General features: G+C 44.0%; 12 protein-coding genes. 11 read left to right on the top strand and 1 reads right to left on the bottom strand.

Annotated features, from left to right (window positions below; genetic code table 11):
* The first annotated feature begins 49 nt into the window (after window positions 1-49).
* The 11 genes from PHF32_02600 to PHF32_02550 all read left to right on the top strand — a co-directional run bounded on the left by PHF32_02600 (window position 50) and on the right by PHF32_02550 (window position 12,225).
* Window positions 50-1,147, top strand: a complete 1,098-nt coding sequence (locus PHF32_02600; GenBank protein MDD4559620.1) for an ATP-dependent 6-phosphofructokinase — start codon at window positions 50-52, stop codon at window positions 1,145-1,147.
* 73 nt (window positions 1,148-1,220) lie between these two features.
* Window positions 1,221-2,141 (top strand): 3-phosphoglycerate dehydrogenase, encoded by a 921-nt coding sequence (locus PHF32_02595; GenBank protein ID MDD4559619.1) that lies wholly within the window; start codon window positions 1,221-1,223, stop codon window positions 2,139-2,141.
* 537 nt (window positions 2,142-2,678) lie between these two features.
* Window positions 2,679-3,875 carry a pyridoxal phosphate-dependent aminotransferase gene (locus PHF32_02590; GenBank protein MDD4559618.1) on the top strand — a complete coding sequence of 399 codons (1,197 nt, stop codon included), beginning with the start codon at window positions 2,679-2,681 and terminating at the stop codon, window positions 3,873-3,875.
* Window position 3,876: 1 nt separating this feature from the next.
* Entirely contained in the window at window positions 3,877-4,479 is a 603-nt protein-coding gene (locus PHF32_02585) for a hypothetical protein (protein ID MDD4559617.1), read from the top strand.
* Window positions 4,476-5,891, top strand: a complete 1,416-nt coding sequence (locus tag PHF32_02580; GenBank protein MDD4559616.1) for a sigma-54 dependent transcriptional regulator — start codon at window positions 4,476-4,478, stop codon at window positions 5,889-5,891. The genes PHF32_02585 and PHF32_02580 overlap by 4 nt, the downstream gene beginning before the upstream one ends.
* Window positions 5,888-6,823: a sugar ABC transporter permease gene (locus PHF32_02575; GenBank protein ID MDD4559615.1), complete on the top strand. Its 936-nt coding sequence runs from the start codon at window positions 5,888-5,890 to the stop codon at window positions 6,821-6,823. Before PHF32_02580 ends, PHF32_02575 begins: the two co-directional genes overlap by 4 nt.
* A gap of 11 nt (window positions 6,824-6,834) precedes the next feature.
* Window positions 6,835-7,818: a carbohydrate ABC transporter permease gene (locus PHF32_02570; GenBank protein MDD4559614.1), complete on the top strand. Its 984-nt coding sequence runs from the start codon at window positions 6,835-6,837 to the stop codon at window positions 7,816-7,818.
* A 12-nt stretch (window positions 7,819-7,830) separates the two neighbouring features.
* Entirely contained in the window at window positions 7,831-10,536 is a 2,706-nt protein-coding gene (locus tag PHF32_02565) for a DUF2723 domain-containing protein (protein ID MDD4559613.1), read from the top strand.
* A 74-nt stretch (window positions 10,537-10,610) separates the two neighbouring features.
* Complete coding sequence (locus PHF32_02560) at window positions 10,611-10,850, top strand: hypothetical protein (protein ID MDD4559612.1); 240 nt, start codon at window positions 10,611-10,613, stop codon at window positions 10,848-10,850.
* Window positions 10,850-11,617, top strand: a complete 768-nt coding sequence (locus tag PHF32_02555) for a 4Fe-4S binding protein (GenBank protein ID MDD4559611.1) — start codon at window positions 10,850-10,852, stop codon at window positions 11,615-11,617. The genes PHF32_02560 and PHF32_02555 overlap by 1 nt, the downstream gene beginning before the upstream one ends.
* Window positions 11,614-12,225, top strand: coding sequence for a 4Fe-4S binding protein (locus PHF32_02550; protein ID MDD4559610.1), 612 nt, complete (start codon window positions 11,614-11,616; stop codon window positions 12,223-12,225). The genes PHF32_02555 and PHF32_02550 overlap by 4 nt, the downstream gene beginning before the upstream one ends.
* A gap of 528 nt (window positions 12,226-12,753) precedes the next feature.
* Here PHF32_02550 and PHF32_02545 read toward each other — a convergent pair.
* A complete protein-coding gene (locus PHF32_02545; GenBank protein ID MDD4559609.1) occupies window positions 12,754-14,538 on the bottom strand; it encodes an NADH-dependent [FeFe] hydrogenase, group A6 in 1,785 nt (594 codons plus the stop codon).
* Between the last annotated feature and the right edge of the window lies 1 nt (window position 14,539).

Below are 14,539 nucleotides of genomic sequence, written 5' to 3'. Positions count from 1 at the left end.
CTAAAATAAGCAAGTATGAGAACCTGACTCTAGAGATATTGGAGCCTGTATGAAAAAGAGACTATTGATAGCAACCGGCGGAGGAGATTGCCCCGGATTGAATGCGGTGATAAGAGCTATTGTAAAGCGAGCATCACAGGAGCATAACTGGGAAGTTTTAGGTTCCATAGATGCGTTTGACGGTGTACTACGGGATCCCATGCATTTGGTGGAGCTTACTCCGGAAATTGTAGCCGGGATTCATGTAAGGGGCGGAACGATTATCGGTACTACCAATAAGGGCGGTCCCTTTGCCTGGCCTGTACAGGACGAAGATGGTAAATGGAGTACGGTCGATCGTAGTCAGGAATTTGTACAAAGACTGCGCTACCAAAACATTGATGCCATCATCAATATTGGCGGAGATGGGTCGCAAAGAATATCTCAAGGCTTGTTTGAACTTGGTTGCCCCATCATCGGGGTGCCTAAAACCATCGACAACGATCTCAGTGATACCGATTTCACTTTCGGATTTCAGACAGCGGTGGATGTAGCTACTGACGCTGTGGATAAACTGGTTACTACTGCCGCAAGTCATCATCGCGTTTTGATTTTGGAAGTGATGGGCAGATATGCGGGCTGGATTGCTCTTCATGCTTCAATTGCAGGTGGGGCAGAGGTATGCCTGATCCCTGAGATTCCTTATGATATAAACAAGGTAATGGAAGCCATCTTACAACGGTTTGACCACGGTCGCGGCTTTGCCAATATTGTGATAGCAGAAGGGGCAATACCCGTAGGAGGAGATTTGTCCTTTACGGAGAACAATACTCCGGGAGCTATGAAGATACGGCTGGGGGGAGCCGGTATGCGTCTTGGAGAGGAGTTGCGCAAAGCAGGATGTCCCATTGAGATCAGGGAAACCATATTGGGGCATTTGCAACGCGGAGGTACCCCAAACGCCTTCGACCGTATCCTGGCTTCTCAATTCGGCGTTGAGGCCTTCGAACTGGTATTGGAGAAGAAATGGGGTAATATGGTAGCCTATCGGCATCCCAATATCATCGCCGTACCTATCAAAGATGCCATCAAAGAGTACAACTTGGTAAATCCCAAGGGTAATCTGATAAAGACAGCTCGCGGTTTGGGAATCTCCTTGGGGGATTGAGCACTCTGTTTGCTTTCATACAAAGCGAGCTTATACTGTATTTAGAAAAACAAAAATATACATGGAGGCTATAATGCCAAAAGTCTTGATTGCCACAGAGAAACCCTTTGCCGCCGAAGCCGCAGCAAAGATCAAAGCGGAGCTGGAATCCGCAAAGTACGACTACAGCTTTTTGGAATCCTACACGGATGTCAAAGATTTTCACAACGCAGTTGCCGATGCAGAAGCACTGATTATTCGTAGTGATAAAGTGGATGAAGCGGTTTTCAACGCAGCGAAAAAGTTGAAAATTGTGGTAAGAGCCGGAGCCGGATACGATAATGTGGATTTAAAAGCCGCTACTGCCCACGATGTGGTGGTTATGAACACACCTGGTCAAAACTCAAATGCCGTAGCAGAGCTTGCGATCGGAATGATGATCTATATGGCTCGTGGCAAGTTTAATGGCAAGACCGGCACTGAAATTGCCGGCAAGAAGCTGGTTCTGTTTGGCTTTGGTTATATTGCTCGCCTGGTAGCCAAGATGGCTCGCGGAATCGGAATGATAGTATATGCTTATGACCCCTACATTGCCGATGAAGTGATGGTAAAAGAAAGCGTGAAACCGTTGAAGAAAGTGGAAGATATCTTTAAGACAGGAGATTATGTCTCTATACATATTCCAGCAAATTCAGAGACAAAGAAATCGATAAATTGGGAAATGCTTTCCTTGATGCCCGATGGAGCTACTTTGGTGAATACTGCACGCAAGGAAGTGATAGATGAAGAAGGACTATTACAGGCTTTTGCCCAGAAAAAAGGTTTCCGCTATGTAAGTGATGTTGCTCCGGATAACCTGGCAGCAATAAACGAGCAGTATGCAGACAGAATTTACTGCACCCCCAAGAAGATGGGAGCGCAAACAGCGGAAGCTAATACCAATGCCGGCATCGCTGCCGCCAAACAGATTGTAGCCTTCTTTGAAAAAGGCGATAAGACCTTCAAGGTAAACTAATATCACGTCCAACTTAGTGTGGTAATCTACGAATCGCCACAGCGACCGAATGGAGCTTTGAATCATACTTCTCTTTCCCTTTGTTCGATCCAGTGTTGAAGCTGATATCAAGGTGTTATCATCCTGTGTTCACTCGATGATAACCCGATAGTATCAGGTTCAAGTATCGATAACCCAAAGAGGAATGAAGCTTTTGAATCGTTTAGTAGATTATATGCTAAATTGGAGTTGGCAGCCCAGTAGCAAAACGACATTCGTACCTTGACGAGTCACGAGTATTATTGCAAAAATATCAAAGCCGGGTTACAAAAAGCCCGGTTTTTTTGTTTCAATTGATCCATAGCGGGAAAAATCCCCACACTACTATGTCTTTATGCTCTAGCTTTGAATTTCAGAGCAAATCATGCTTACTCTCAAGGTCTTGTAAAATAGCATCTAAGCGGTGTGCAATCCTTTGTGTTCAAGATTTTCCTTGTCTTTTTTTCATTGTTCTAAATATAGGACACAAAGGATAAAATAAAAAAAGGAATGTAAAAAATGAAGCTATCAAAACGTGCTTTGGAAATCCAAGCATCCCCAATCAGGAAGCTTATGCCTCATGCTGTTGATGCAAAGAAAAGAGGCGTAAAAGTGTATCACCTCAATATTGGCCAGCCCGATATTCCAACACCACCTCAGATGATAAAGGTATATCACGAGTTTTCGGAAAAAGTGCTGGCATACGGTCCCTCTCAGGGATTGGAAGTGTATCAGCAGGGCCTGGTGCACTATTATAAGCACTTGGGGATATCTTTGGACACCAAAGACATTATTGTAACCACAGCCGGAAGTGAAGCTGTAACCTTTGCCATGATGGTAGCAGCAAACGAAGGTGATGAAATCTTAGTTCCGGAACCGTTTTATACAAACTACAACGGTTTTGCAACCATGGCCTCGATAAAGTTGAAACCGATAACCACTTATGCTGAAAACGGCTTTGCATTGCCGGATGACGCAGCTTTTGAAAAGCTGATTACTCACAAAACCAGGGCTATCATGATATGCAATCCTGGTAATCCCACTGGAGCAGTTTACAGCAAAGAAGATCTGTTTCGCTTAGCAAATTTCTGCAAGAATCATAATCTCTTCCTGATCTCTGACGAAGTATATCGGGAATTTATTTATGACGGACTTACGCATACCAGTGTGTTGCAAGTTCCAGATTTTGAAGCGAATGCCATTATGGTGGATAGCGTTTCGAAACGCTATTCCGCATGTGGCGCACGGATAGGATGCATTGTATCCCGCAACCGCGAGCTCATGGGAGCCACACTCAAATTTGCTCAAGCAAGATTGTGTCCTCCCACTGTTGATCAACTGGCTGCAAACGCCTGTGTGTATTTGCCAGACGAGTATTTCCACGAGATGGTGGCAGAGTATCAGTCGCGGCGGGATTTGGTTTATGAAGAGCTGAGTAACATAGAAGGCATCATATGTAAAAAACCACAGGGAGCATTTTACATTGTTGCCAAATTGCCCATTACCAATGCCGAGGATTTTGTAGTCTGGATGCTGGATAATTATCAGATTAATGGCGAAACCGTGATGGCAGCGCCGGCAGAAGGCTTCTACGCAAGTCCCGGTTTGGGTAGAAATGAATTAAGGCTGGCATATATCCTGAATCGCGATGATCTTAGAAAAGCCATGCACATCTTCCGTGAAGGATTGAAAGAATACCGTAGAACACATCAATAATATGATTGATAACATCCTGGTTCGACATATTCTGGAAGGATTGATTCACAATCTGAATAATCCCTTGAACTTGATTCTGGCATACAGCCATCGTCTGCGCAAGGAATATCCGGATATTGAAGAAATCAGTAAGATTTATGAAGCTGGAGTCAGGATGGACGATATGTTGAAAGACTTGTACAACCAGTTGACAGAGAGATCTTTTGCCAAGAAACAGGAGATCTCTCTGCCCAAATGGTTGGATAAAGAAATGGGCTATCTACAACACTATCTCCCGGTGAAGCACAGCTTTAGATTGAATCAGGATAAGTCTTTGAAAGAGTGCAAAGCTCACACAAGTTCGATTGAATTATCCATGTGGTTCGAGACAGTCTTGCTGCGGCTTAGTTTATGGTTCGATAGCATTGAACTCCGAACAGGAGCCATGGAATATGAAGGTTGCTGTGCAATCTATTTAGCCTTCAATGATGATTTCAAGCTGGATGATGTTCAGTGGGACAAGCTTTTGCAACAGCCAGAATCGACTTTGTTTGAAGAAGATAGCTTTTGCATTAACTCGGTTTGGCTACCACAACAAAACAGGCTATTGGGAGTAATCAGATGAAAGAAAAAGCACGATTACTAATTGTGGACGATTCCAAAGAGAGTCTTGAACTAATCGACTCTCAACTGAACAATGAGTATCACACCACATTGGTGACAAACTTAACAGAAGCCAGAAAGAAACTGCAGAATCATCGTTATCACATAGCGATTGTGGATCTTGTATTACCTGGTGAGAATGGACTGGATCTGATCAGGGAATTGTCCTCCGAGCATCCCTATACTGCAGTGATAGCTATCAGCGGGCAAGCTTGCATTGAATCTGCAGTGATGGCAATGAAGTTGGGTGCTGCGGAGTATTTGGTGAAACCTCTGCGCAACCCTGATCTTATCAATATCATGGTGGAGAAAACGCTGCAATCTCAATGGTTGTTGGAAGAAAACCGCAGACTAAGCGCAATGCTGCGAAAAGAACTGGATACCGATCTGATCATCGGAAACTCGCCCCCGATCCAATCTATCATCCAAAAAGTGAAGAAAATCGCAGGATTGGATACATTGGCACTGATCACGGGAGAAACCGGAGTAGGGAAGAGCGTCTTTGCAGAATTGATTCATCGCAATAGCCCGCGCAGAGCGGAGAAATTTGTATCTGTGAATTGTGGAAGCCTCACCGAGACTTTGTTGGAAAGCTTACTCTTTGGGCACAAACGAGGCGCTTTCACGGACGCTAGTCGCGATAAGATCGGATATTTTCAGGAGGCTAATGGTGGTACTCTGTTTTTGGATGAAATCACAGAAACGTCCCCTGCTTTTCAGGTTAAGCTGCTGAAAGTTCTGGAGACGGGAGTTTATAGAGCGGTAGGCTCGGATGAAGACGCTCGCACGGATACCAGAATCATTGCCGCCAGCAATAAAGACATTGAGGAATTGGTCAAAGAGGGTAGCTTTCGGGAAGATCTGTATTATAGATTGAACGTAATAAACCTGCATATTCCTCCTCTGCGGGAACGCAAGGATGATATCAGAATACTCGCGAGTTCTTTCGTACAGGAGTTTTGTCAAAAGTATAATAAATCTGAATTGAAGATATCTCCCGGAGTGATGTCTTTACTACTCAACTACAAATGGAAGGGTAATATACGTGAATTGCGTAATGCTCTTGAACACGCTGTTATTTTGGCTGAAAATAAAGTGATCCAACCCGAGGATCTTCCGGAAAGCGTGAGCAACACATCCGAATATTCGGAAGTATTTGTGGAAATGGACAACACCAACTGGGCAATAGCAAGGGACGCTTTCAGCAAACACTATATCCAGAATCTACTCGTTAAAACCGGGGGAAACATCCTGCGCGCTGCAGCGATAGCAGAGATCACCCGGGAAAACTTCTACAAAAAGTGCACAAAACTGGGCATAGACTGGCGAGAGTATCGCAAGCCCGGCAACAACGATAATGGTGGTGAGATATGAAAACAAAATGGAAGATTTCTCCATACCTCTACCTTTTACCAGCATTGGTAATTGTGGTGGCATTCCGTTTGATACCAATTGTGATGAGCTTTATTCTCTCGTTTTTCGATTGGTCACTTCAGGGAACCGGAAGATTCATAGGTTTGGAAAACTACAGCAAGATGATGCAGGATTCGGTGTTTTGGCAATCCATGGGTAATACCTTTTGGTTAGTGATTATCCTGGTTCCTTCGACCATCGTGCTTTCTCTGCTGTTTGCAGTGCTTTTAAACAAGATTAAGTACTTTAAAAGCCTGTTTCGGATTGTATATTTCATGCCCTTTGTAACCTCTTTGGTAGCGGTATCTATAGTATGGAAACTGATCTTCAACGAACAAACGGGATTGATGAATACCTTCCTGGGTTTTATCGGAATATCTCCACAAGCATGGTTGTCTGAATCGCGGGGTATTTTTCTGATTATGTTTGAAAACCTGGGCTTTGAGAAGCTGCCACAGTTCTTTCACGGCCCCTCTCAAGCGCTGTTTGCTATTATTATTATGACCATATGGAAGGGACTGGGCTACAACACCATCATCTACCTGGCTGGGCTACAGAACATCTCAAAGGTCTATTATGAAGCTGCCGAGATAGACGGTGCCAGTAAAACGCGTCAGTTCTGGAATGTAACTGTTCCTCTAATTTCACCTACTACTTTTTATGTTTTGATCATGACCACTATCACAACCTTCCAAACCTTCTCGCAGATATATCTGATGACCGATAAAGGCGGGCCGCTAAATACCACAAAGTTGATAGTATACTATATCTATGAACGCGGATTCGATGTATTAGAGATGGGCTATGCCAGTGCGGTATCCCTAGCTTTGTTTGTCCTGATTCTTGCGCTTACCATCTTCCAACGCAGAATGGAAAAGCACGTTAATTATTAAGGGGGGATGAAATGGACAGATTAAGAAGTATTCTCACCTACTCAATCCTGATTATTTTCGGATTGACCATGGTCGTACCCTTTTTATGGATGCTTTCCACATCTCTGATGACTCAAAGTGAATTCAACAAACAAGAGACCTTATTCATTCCCAAAGAGGAATATCATGTGTGGCAAAATAACGGACAGACTGAACGCATCCTTTTGGTTATGGATAAAGGTGAGAAAAGCATTATTCACATTTTGGATGAGGACTTGAACATCGTTGAGGAATACAAGGAAGTACCTACAGACGAGATTAAGCTGGTGCGCAAGAAACCCAGCTTCCATTTTGAGAACTACATCAAAGCCTTCAAGAAAGTACCGTTTGGATTGTATTTTTACAATACCATTTATGTGTCTTTACTTAGTTTGATTGGAGTGCTGTTTACTTCCTTGTTATCGGCCTATGCTTTTGCCCGGATGGAGTTTAAAGGAAGGGATTTCTTCTTCTATCTGTTCCTGTCCATGATGATGGTTCCTCAACCAATCTACATGATATCATCCTATGTCCTATTGGATAAACTGAACTGGTTGGATACCTATAATGCGCTTATCATACCCTGGATGGCAAACATCTTTACCATCTTCCTCTTTCGGCAGCATTTCAAGTCTCTACCCAAAGAACTGTTTGATGCCGCATCGATAGATGGCTGCTCCACCTTTGGCATGCTGTGGCGCATCGTAGTTCCGCTTTCCAAACCCGTAATTGCCACTGCATCAATTTTTTCATTAATCTCCAGCTGGAACAGTTTTATGTGGCCATTAGTAATGATCAACCGTCCGGAACTGAGAGTTCTACAAGTGGGATTAAGCTATTTCAACCAGGAAGCCTCCACGCAGACTACCCTGTTGATGGCTGCGTCCACATTCAGTATATTACCGATCGTAATCCTGTTCTTCTTTGCTCAGAAGCAGATTATTGCCAGCTATTCCCGTAGCGGAATGAAAGAATAAGAAGGAGTCCTAATGCCGAAAAGCGAAAGTATAAAAAAGAAACTAAATCAAGCTAAAAAGATGGAATATGTAAGACCGGAACCACAGCGTATTGTGGACACCACTCCCATGAAACCTCAGGCCCTGGTTTCCGTCCTGCACAATCGCATCCTCGCATGGCTGATCTTTGCTCTCACATTGGCTGTATATATCAGCACTCAAGCCCGCACCATGAGTTTTTGGGATAGCGGAGAATATGCCACGTGCATCAGTATATTAGGTGTGCCGCATCCCCCGGGAAATCCTTTTTATATAGTATTTGGTAGGGCTTTGGTTGCTCTTTTGGGAGGCATTGTATCTCACGCGGTGATAGCAGCTTTTATTTCCGCTTTGGCTTCTGCATTTGCAGTGATGCTTACCTATCTGTTTACAGTGAAGCTGGTAAGCATGATGAAGGTAAAAGCTTGGGAAGCGATGTTTGCTGGGACAGTTGCGGCTTTATACACTGCTTTTTCCTTCACTTTTTGGATGAATGCCATTGAAGCGGAAGTCTATTCCGGACTCGTGTTCTTTGTGAACCTGATCCTCTGGCTCACTCTCGTGTGGGTGGAAAAGAGTGAAGACTACAGCCATCAAAACATTCTTCTGCTTATTGTGTATCTGTTCTTTCTGGGCTTTTGCGTTCATCAAACAGCGCTACAAGTAGCTCCTGCGGTGCTCTTTATTGTAGTTTACCCTTTACTACAAAACGGTATCAAAAAAGAGAATTTCTGGCTCAAGGTATTAGGATACACCTTTGCTATCCTGGCTGGATATTTCATCTTCGGAGCCATCGGAAAGTCTCTGTCGGTTGATGATTTTGACAAATGGGGATTTGCAGTTGTCACCTTGTTTATTCTTGCTTACGAATTGCGTGATGTATTCGGAAAACGTTTCTGGTTGTGCTCCGCACTTCTGGTTTTAATAGGGGTATCCAGCCATATCTATCTGATGGTACGTGCCGCTGATCGCCCCTTTATCAACGAAGGGCGTCCCAGCAACCTACCGTATTTTATGGATTATGTCTTACGGAAACAATACGGTAACACCAGCTTTGTTCAGCGTAGAGCCAGCTTTTTCGAAGATCAAATGGGTTTCCACTTCCTCCGCTATTTCGGTATGCAATGGTTCCCTCAAGGGATACTGGCACCAATCGTGAATATGGGATCTTTCCTGGGCAAATCCATTGGTGCTGCCTTAATAGCCCTGCTAGGCTTTGCCGGAGCAATATTCCATCGTAGAGGCAATAGGCATAGCTTCAAATACTTCCTTAGCATCATTATCTTCACAACAGTAGTGATGGTTTTTGTGATGAATCTGTCCGATGCTGAGGTGCGCGACCGAGATTATTTCTTCGTTGTGGCATACAATATGTGGGCTATTTGGATCGGTATCGGAGCTTTAGCAGTCATAAATCTGTTTAAACAGCATTCCATTCGTTATATCCTTGCGGCTATCATGTTGCTTCTACCCATAGGAAACATGGTTTCACAATACCATGTTCACGATCGGTCTCATGAATACATAGCGCTGGATTATGGCTTGAATTTCCTGAATTCGCTGGAAGAAAATGCCATTATCTTTACAAATGGAGATAACGATACCTTTCCCTTGTGGTATGCACAGGCCGTAAAAGATCCTCATGCTAGGGAGTATATGTATCCCGCTGAAGATGTACAACCTTCCGAGCAAGCACTTGAAGCGATGAAAATTGCCATGGAATACAAGAACAAGTATCTAAAGGGGATTCGCAAGGATGTATCGGTGGCAAACCTGTCTTTGCTAAACACGGAATGGTATATACGTCAATTGAGAGATATGGAAGGCGTGTTGTTCAATATGTCGGATGAAGATATCGATAAAATGAATGTATCCAGACTTGAGCAAAACCTGTATGCTCCGGGCACCGAGGCTAGCGGATCCTTTACTGTGGAGCTGGAACCAACTCCCACATGGCGTCCAAATGAGCCATTTTACAGGATATCCGACCAGGCAGTAATGAAGATCATCAAAGACAATTTTGGTCATAGACCAATCTACTTCGCCGTAACCTGTGAGAGTTTTATCGGATTTGAAGATTACTGTCGAAATGAAGGCATGGTGGCACGCGTGGTCTCAATCAAAGGGGATGATCAGGAAAACATCCCTAGATTGCTGAAAAACATCGATACTGTTTACGAATATCGCTCCATCGGAGATGACAAGGTGTTCAAAGATGAAAATATGCGCCGCCTTGTATTGAACTATGGATCAGGATTTGTAAGAGCAGCTACGCACTTTGCAGAAATGGGAGATACCGAAAAAGCCCGTTCTTACATCGATCGCAGCAAGATATTCATAGACAACGAAATCAAGCTCACAGAATTCTACACCACCATATACACAAAAACACAGGACTGGGATGAACTGGAAGCCTTTGTGGACCGTGTGATATTCCCCCATAACGAAGGCTGGAAGATTTATGTGCACTTTGTATTGCAACACCTGTTGGATAACGCACCGGAACACAGTCTTCGCTTTATCAAAAAAGGGATGCTGCACTTTCCGAGTGAAGTTACCTTTGCCCAAGTAGCCTTGTATCTGGCCGATAACTCGGATTTGGATAACGAAGCAATTCAGGTGCTCCTTGAGGCTAAATCCCAAGTTCATTATGATGTCATGCCCTATATAGAAGCAATCAAAAACCCTGAAGGATTATAAAGTGTTGTCTGGCAATATATATACCGTCCCTATCTGCGGCAAAGCTGGAGAAGGAGCAAAAAAAAGCAGTCCAGGTGATTGCCAAGCTAGCTGTAAGCCACAATAACACCTTTGAGCTTTACAATGAAAAGAGCGTGATAATGGACAAAGTACCGGAAAGCACAGAAGAAGCTCGAAAACTGACACTGGATACTGAGAAGTACTACATAGGCGTGTATCGCGAGGAACATCGCCCAGCATATCATGAAGCTGTGAAAACCAAAGTGAAAGCGATGAATATACTGCAAAGAAGGGCTTTTCTAAAAGAACCGTAATGAGCAAACGCAATCTGATTCAGACTCTCTTTCTGGTGTTGACTTCGGCATTTCTCACAAGTGTGATTGTTCTGGGCAAAAACTCCATCCACAGTATCTGCCCATATGCGGTAATCTGCTTTGGTATGCTAAAGGGAAATCTACTTACACTTAGTCTTGGCTTAGCTTCTGTGGGAATATTCTTCGGAATACTGTTCATGATTCTGGCCATGTTTTGGGGCAGAGTGTTTTGTAGTTATGTGTGTCCTCTTGGTACTATTCAAGAACTGCTGTATAGAATTACCCATAAAAAGAGGCTCCGGCAGATACCCCTTTTTGCTGAACGTAAACTGAACAAAATCAAGTATTTTGTTCTGGGTATTAGTATCATTCTGGTGATCTGCGGATTTGCATGGTTATACATCAAATTATGTCCCTTTTACTCTCTATCGCTTCTGCCAAGATTGGTTTATCTAGGCTTGTTTACCATATTGGTCATTGTGATAGGAGGAGTATTTCTGGAACGATTTTGGTGTCGTTTTCTATGTCCCTATGCCGCATTATTGATTGTATCTCAAATCCTGGGCGGCTTGTTTGGCATCAAACGAAAGAAAATCCGCAGAAACATGGAATGTTGCACGGATTGTGGTATTTGTAACCTGAATTGCCCCATGAATCTGGATATACTTTGCGATGAATACGTGGAATCAATTGATTGCATTATGTGTGATCGCTGTGCCGAAAAATGCCCAAAACACGGTACTATCACGAAAGAGAGAGAACAATGAAGAGAGTCTTACAAATCATTATCGTAGCCTTGATGTTTCTGTTGGCAATCATTCAGATAACGGCTGCACAAGGTGTGTTTTCAAAAAGTGAAGAACAGATAGTATGTCCGGTGAATGCCATCTACATGGAAGATGGTAAAGCAGTGATTGACAGTGAGAAATGCATCGGTTGCAAGCGCTGCGTGGATGGATTTATTGCCATTCCGAATGATAAAGCTCAATATCCAGTTGAGCAAGTTACTGCACTTGCTACAGAGCCTGAAATAACGGAAGAAGTAAAGAAAGAAGCCCCTCAAACTAAACCTGGGGGAGAAGATATTGCAACTCCTACAACCAAGAATCAGGAATCAGACATTGCTCAGAATCCCCCTGATTCCACACAAGCAACTGAAATTGAGGAAAAAGCTTACAATGTTGTGGATGCCTCTACTTGCATATCCTGTGGATTATGTTTGAGAGTCTGCCCTGAACATGCTATCTCTTACAGAGATGGGAAAGCCTATATTGACCCCGAGAAATGCATCAATTGCGGTAAATGCACTGGAATAGACCCCAAGATTTTCAGAGGTTGCCCAGTGGATACTATTCATCCCTCATCCGGTTCGTAATACTGTAGTACATAGCTCATAAGTATTCAATCTATTTCCAATCTCGCGGAAGCGCCTTGCTTACCCTTGGGTACATCGCCTCATAGACCTCTCATAAGCATCCTGAGAGCTACTCAAGCTCCGCATAGGAGACCTTTGGGAGGATCGCATATGGCAGTAAATCAATGAGGGCTAGTGACTCGTCAAGGTACGAATGTCGTTTTATTGCTGGGCTGCCAACCTCCAATTTGATTCAACCGTTTTTATTAATTTCTGATGCATTGCTCTTGGTTTCGTCGTGATATGAAGTAGATATTATCGGGTTATCATCGAGTGACGACAGGATAATAACGGCTTTATATCTGCTTCAAATCTCCTTCAGTCTCAGGGGAAGGATAATGTACCGAATACGGAGATTAACACTCCAAGCTTGACACGACAGCAGTATCTTTCCCTTTTGCGATGGAAAGGAATACTGTCATTGATGTTCTTAGACAAAAAAAAGACCGATCTGTTTATAGACCGGCCGATTTATTGATATTGAGTATATCAGTGATGTTTGTGAGTTACTTCTTCAACTACCTGACCATTGCTGATCGAACGTTTGAAGTAGTAAGTATGAAGCAGCTTATGTGCTAGAGGAGAATTCGGAGCTCCAAGGAAGCGTTCATAGATTCTCTGTACTTCTGGATTATGATGCGACTTGCGTACTGGAAGCGATTTGTCTTCTTCATACAGAGCTAAACCGCGACGTGCACGGGAAGCGATGTCATTGCCGTAGGGCTGACCACCACCGCCAACGCACCCACCTGGGCAAGCCATGATTTCGATGAAGTGCCAGGGAGACTCGCCTTTGGTTTTCAAGCCTTCACGAACTCGATCCATCACCTTACGGGCATTACTGAGACCGTGGGCAACTGCAACTTTCAAGTCACCAAATCCGGGGATATTTACAGTAGCTTCTTTTACGCCTTCAAGGCCGCGAACGCCTTGTATTTCTACATTCTCCAGTTCTTTTCCGGTTACCAGAGTGTAAGCTGAGCGGATAGCCGCTTCCATCACACCACCGGTAGCACCGAAGATGGTTCCTGCTCCGGAGTAGAAGCTCATACCTTCGTCTGGTTCTTCATCAGGAATGTTTGCAAAGTCGATACCGGCTTCTTTGATCATCCGCAAGAACTCGCGAGTAGTAAGTACATAGTCAGTATCTTGGAATCCGCTGTCGTTCATTTCAGGACGACGGGCTTCAAATTTCTTTGCAGTGCAAGGCATGATCGCTACAGATACTATCTTGGCAGGATCTATTCCATGTTCCTGAGCATAGTATGTCTTGGAAAGCACACCAAACATACTCATCGGGGATTTTGCCGTGGAAACGCAATCTGCCAAATCGGGAAAATAGGTTTCCATGAACTTGATCCATCCAGGGGAACAGGAAGTGATTAGAGGACGCTTTTCTCCGGCTTTCAGCTTGGTCACCAATTCTGTACCTTCTTCCATGATGGTGAGGTCAGCGGTGAAGTTCGTATCCATTACGCTGTCAAATCCGATCTTACGAAGGGCTGCATACATCTTCTTAGCAGTTACGCTGCCCAGCGGCATTCCGAATTCTTCTCCCAAAGATACGCGAATTGATGGTGCTTCTTGCACGATCACATGCTTGTCAGGATCCAAGATAGCTTCCCATACATCATCGACTTCGCTTTTTTCACGCAGAGCACCTGTGGGGCAGTAAACTGTACATTGACCGCAGTTTACACAGGGGCTTTTAGCCATACCCAGTCCAAAAGCGGTAGTCACTTCGCTGCCGATACCACGCTCGCTATTGGTTAGGGCATACACTGTTTGCACTTCATTGCATACTGTGATGCAGCGTCCGCAAGCAATACACTTATTGGGGTCGCGAACAATGGAAGGAGAGCTGAAGTCTACGGCTTTCTTTTTTAGGATATTGGGCAGAGCATCAGGATCTACACCAAGGTTGTTTGCCAAGGTCTGTAATTCGCATTTATTATTTGCCGAACAAGTTGGGCACATAACTTCATGATTCGAGAGAATCATCTCCACCAATGTTTTGCGATATGAGCGCAGTTTCTTGCTGTTGGAGTGTATTTTCATACCTTCTGTAACCGGTGTGCAGCAAGCACGTTTGGGAACCGGGCTTCCCTCGATATCTACAACGCATACTCCGCAGTTTGCGGTAGGTGGTAGATCAGGATGGTAGCAGAGTCTGGGAATATATATCCCGTATTTGTCGGCTGCTTCGATGATGGTCGTGGTATCCGGAACTTCCAGGTGATGACCATCAATCCAAACGTTGACGTTTTTAGCCATA

The sequence above is a fragment of the Candidatus Cloacimonadota bacterium genome (assembly GCA_028706475.1).
Taxonomy (GTDB): Bacteria; Cloacimonadota; Cloacimonadia; order Cloacimonadales; family Cloacimonadaceae; genus UBA5456.
Note: the sequence above shows the minus strand (reverse complement) of the source record. Positions and strands in the feature narration are given on the sequence as shown.

What these genes read in the sequence shown, in the direction of transcription:
- PHF32_02575 (MDD4559615.1), top strand. Translation starts at nt 5,888, where the DNA reads ATGAAAACAAAATGGAAGATTTCTCCATACCTCTACCTTTTACCAGCA.
- PHF32_02570 (MDD4559614.1), top strand. Translation starts at nt 6,835, where the DNA reads ATGGACAGATTAAGAAGTATTCTCACCTACTCAATCCTGATTATTTTC.
- PHF32_02590 (MDD4559618.1), top strand. Translation starts at nt 2,679, where the DNA reads ATGAAGCTATCAAAACGTGCTTTGGAAATCCAAGCATCCCCAATCAGG.
- PHF32_02580 (MDD4559616.1), top strand. Translation starts at nt 4,476, where the DNA reads ATGAAAGAAAAAGCACGATTACTAATTGTGGACGATTCCAAAGAGAGT.
- PHF32_02595 (MDD4559619.1), top strand. Translation starts at nt 1,221, where the DNA reads ATGCCAAAAGTCTTGATTGCCACAGAGAAACCCTTTGCCGCCGAAGCC.
- PHF32_02600 (MDD4559620.1), top strand. Translation starts at nt 50, where the DNA reads ATGAAAAAGAGACTATTGATAGCAACCGGCGGAGGAGATTGCCCCGGA.
- PHF32_02585 (MDD4559617.1), top strand. Translation starts at nt 3,877, where the DNA reads ATGATTGATAACATCCTGGTTCGACATATTCTGGAAGGATTGATTCAC.
- PHF32_02565 (MDD4559613.1), top strand. Translation starts at nt 7,831, where the DNA reads ATGCCGAAAAGCGAAAGTATAAAAAAGAAACTAAATCAAGCTAAAAAG.
- PHF32_02550 (MDD4559610.1), top strand. Translation starts at nt 11,614, where the DNA reads ATGAAGAGAGTCTTACAAATCATTATCGTAGCCTTGATGTTTCTGTTG.
- PHF32_02545 (MDD4559609.1), bottom strand. Translation starts at nt 14,538, where the DNA reads ATGGCTAAAAACGTCAACGTTTGGATTGATGGTCATCACCTGGAAGTT.
- PHF32_02555 (MDD4559611.1), top strand. Translation starts at nt 10,850, where the DNA reads ATGAGCAAACGCAATCTGATTCAGACTCTCTTTCTGGTGTTGACTTCG.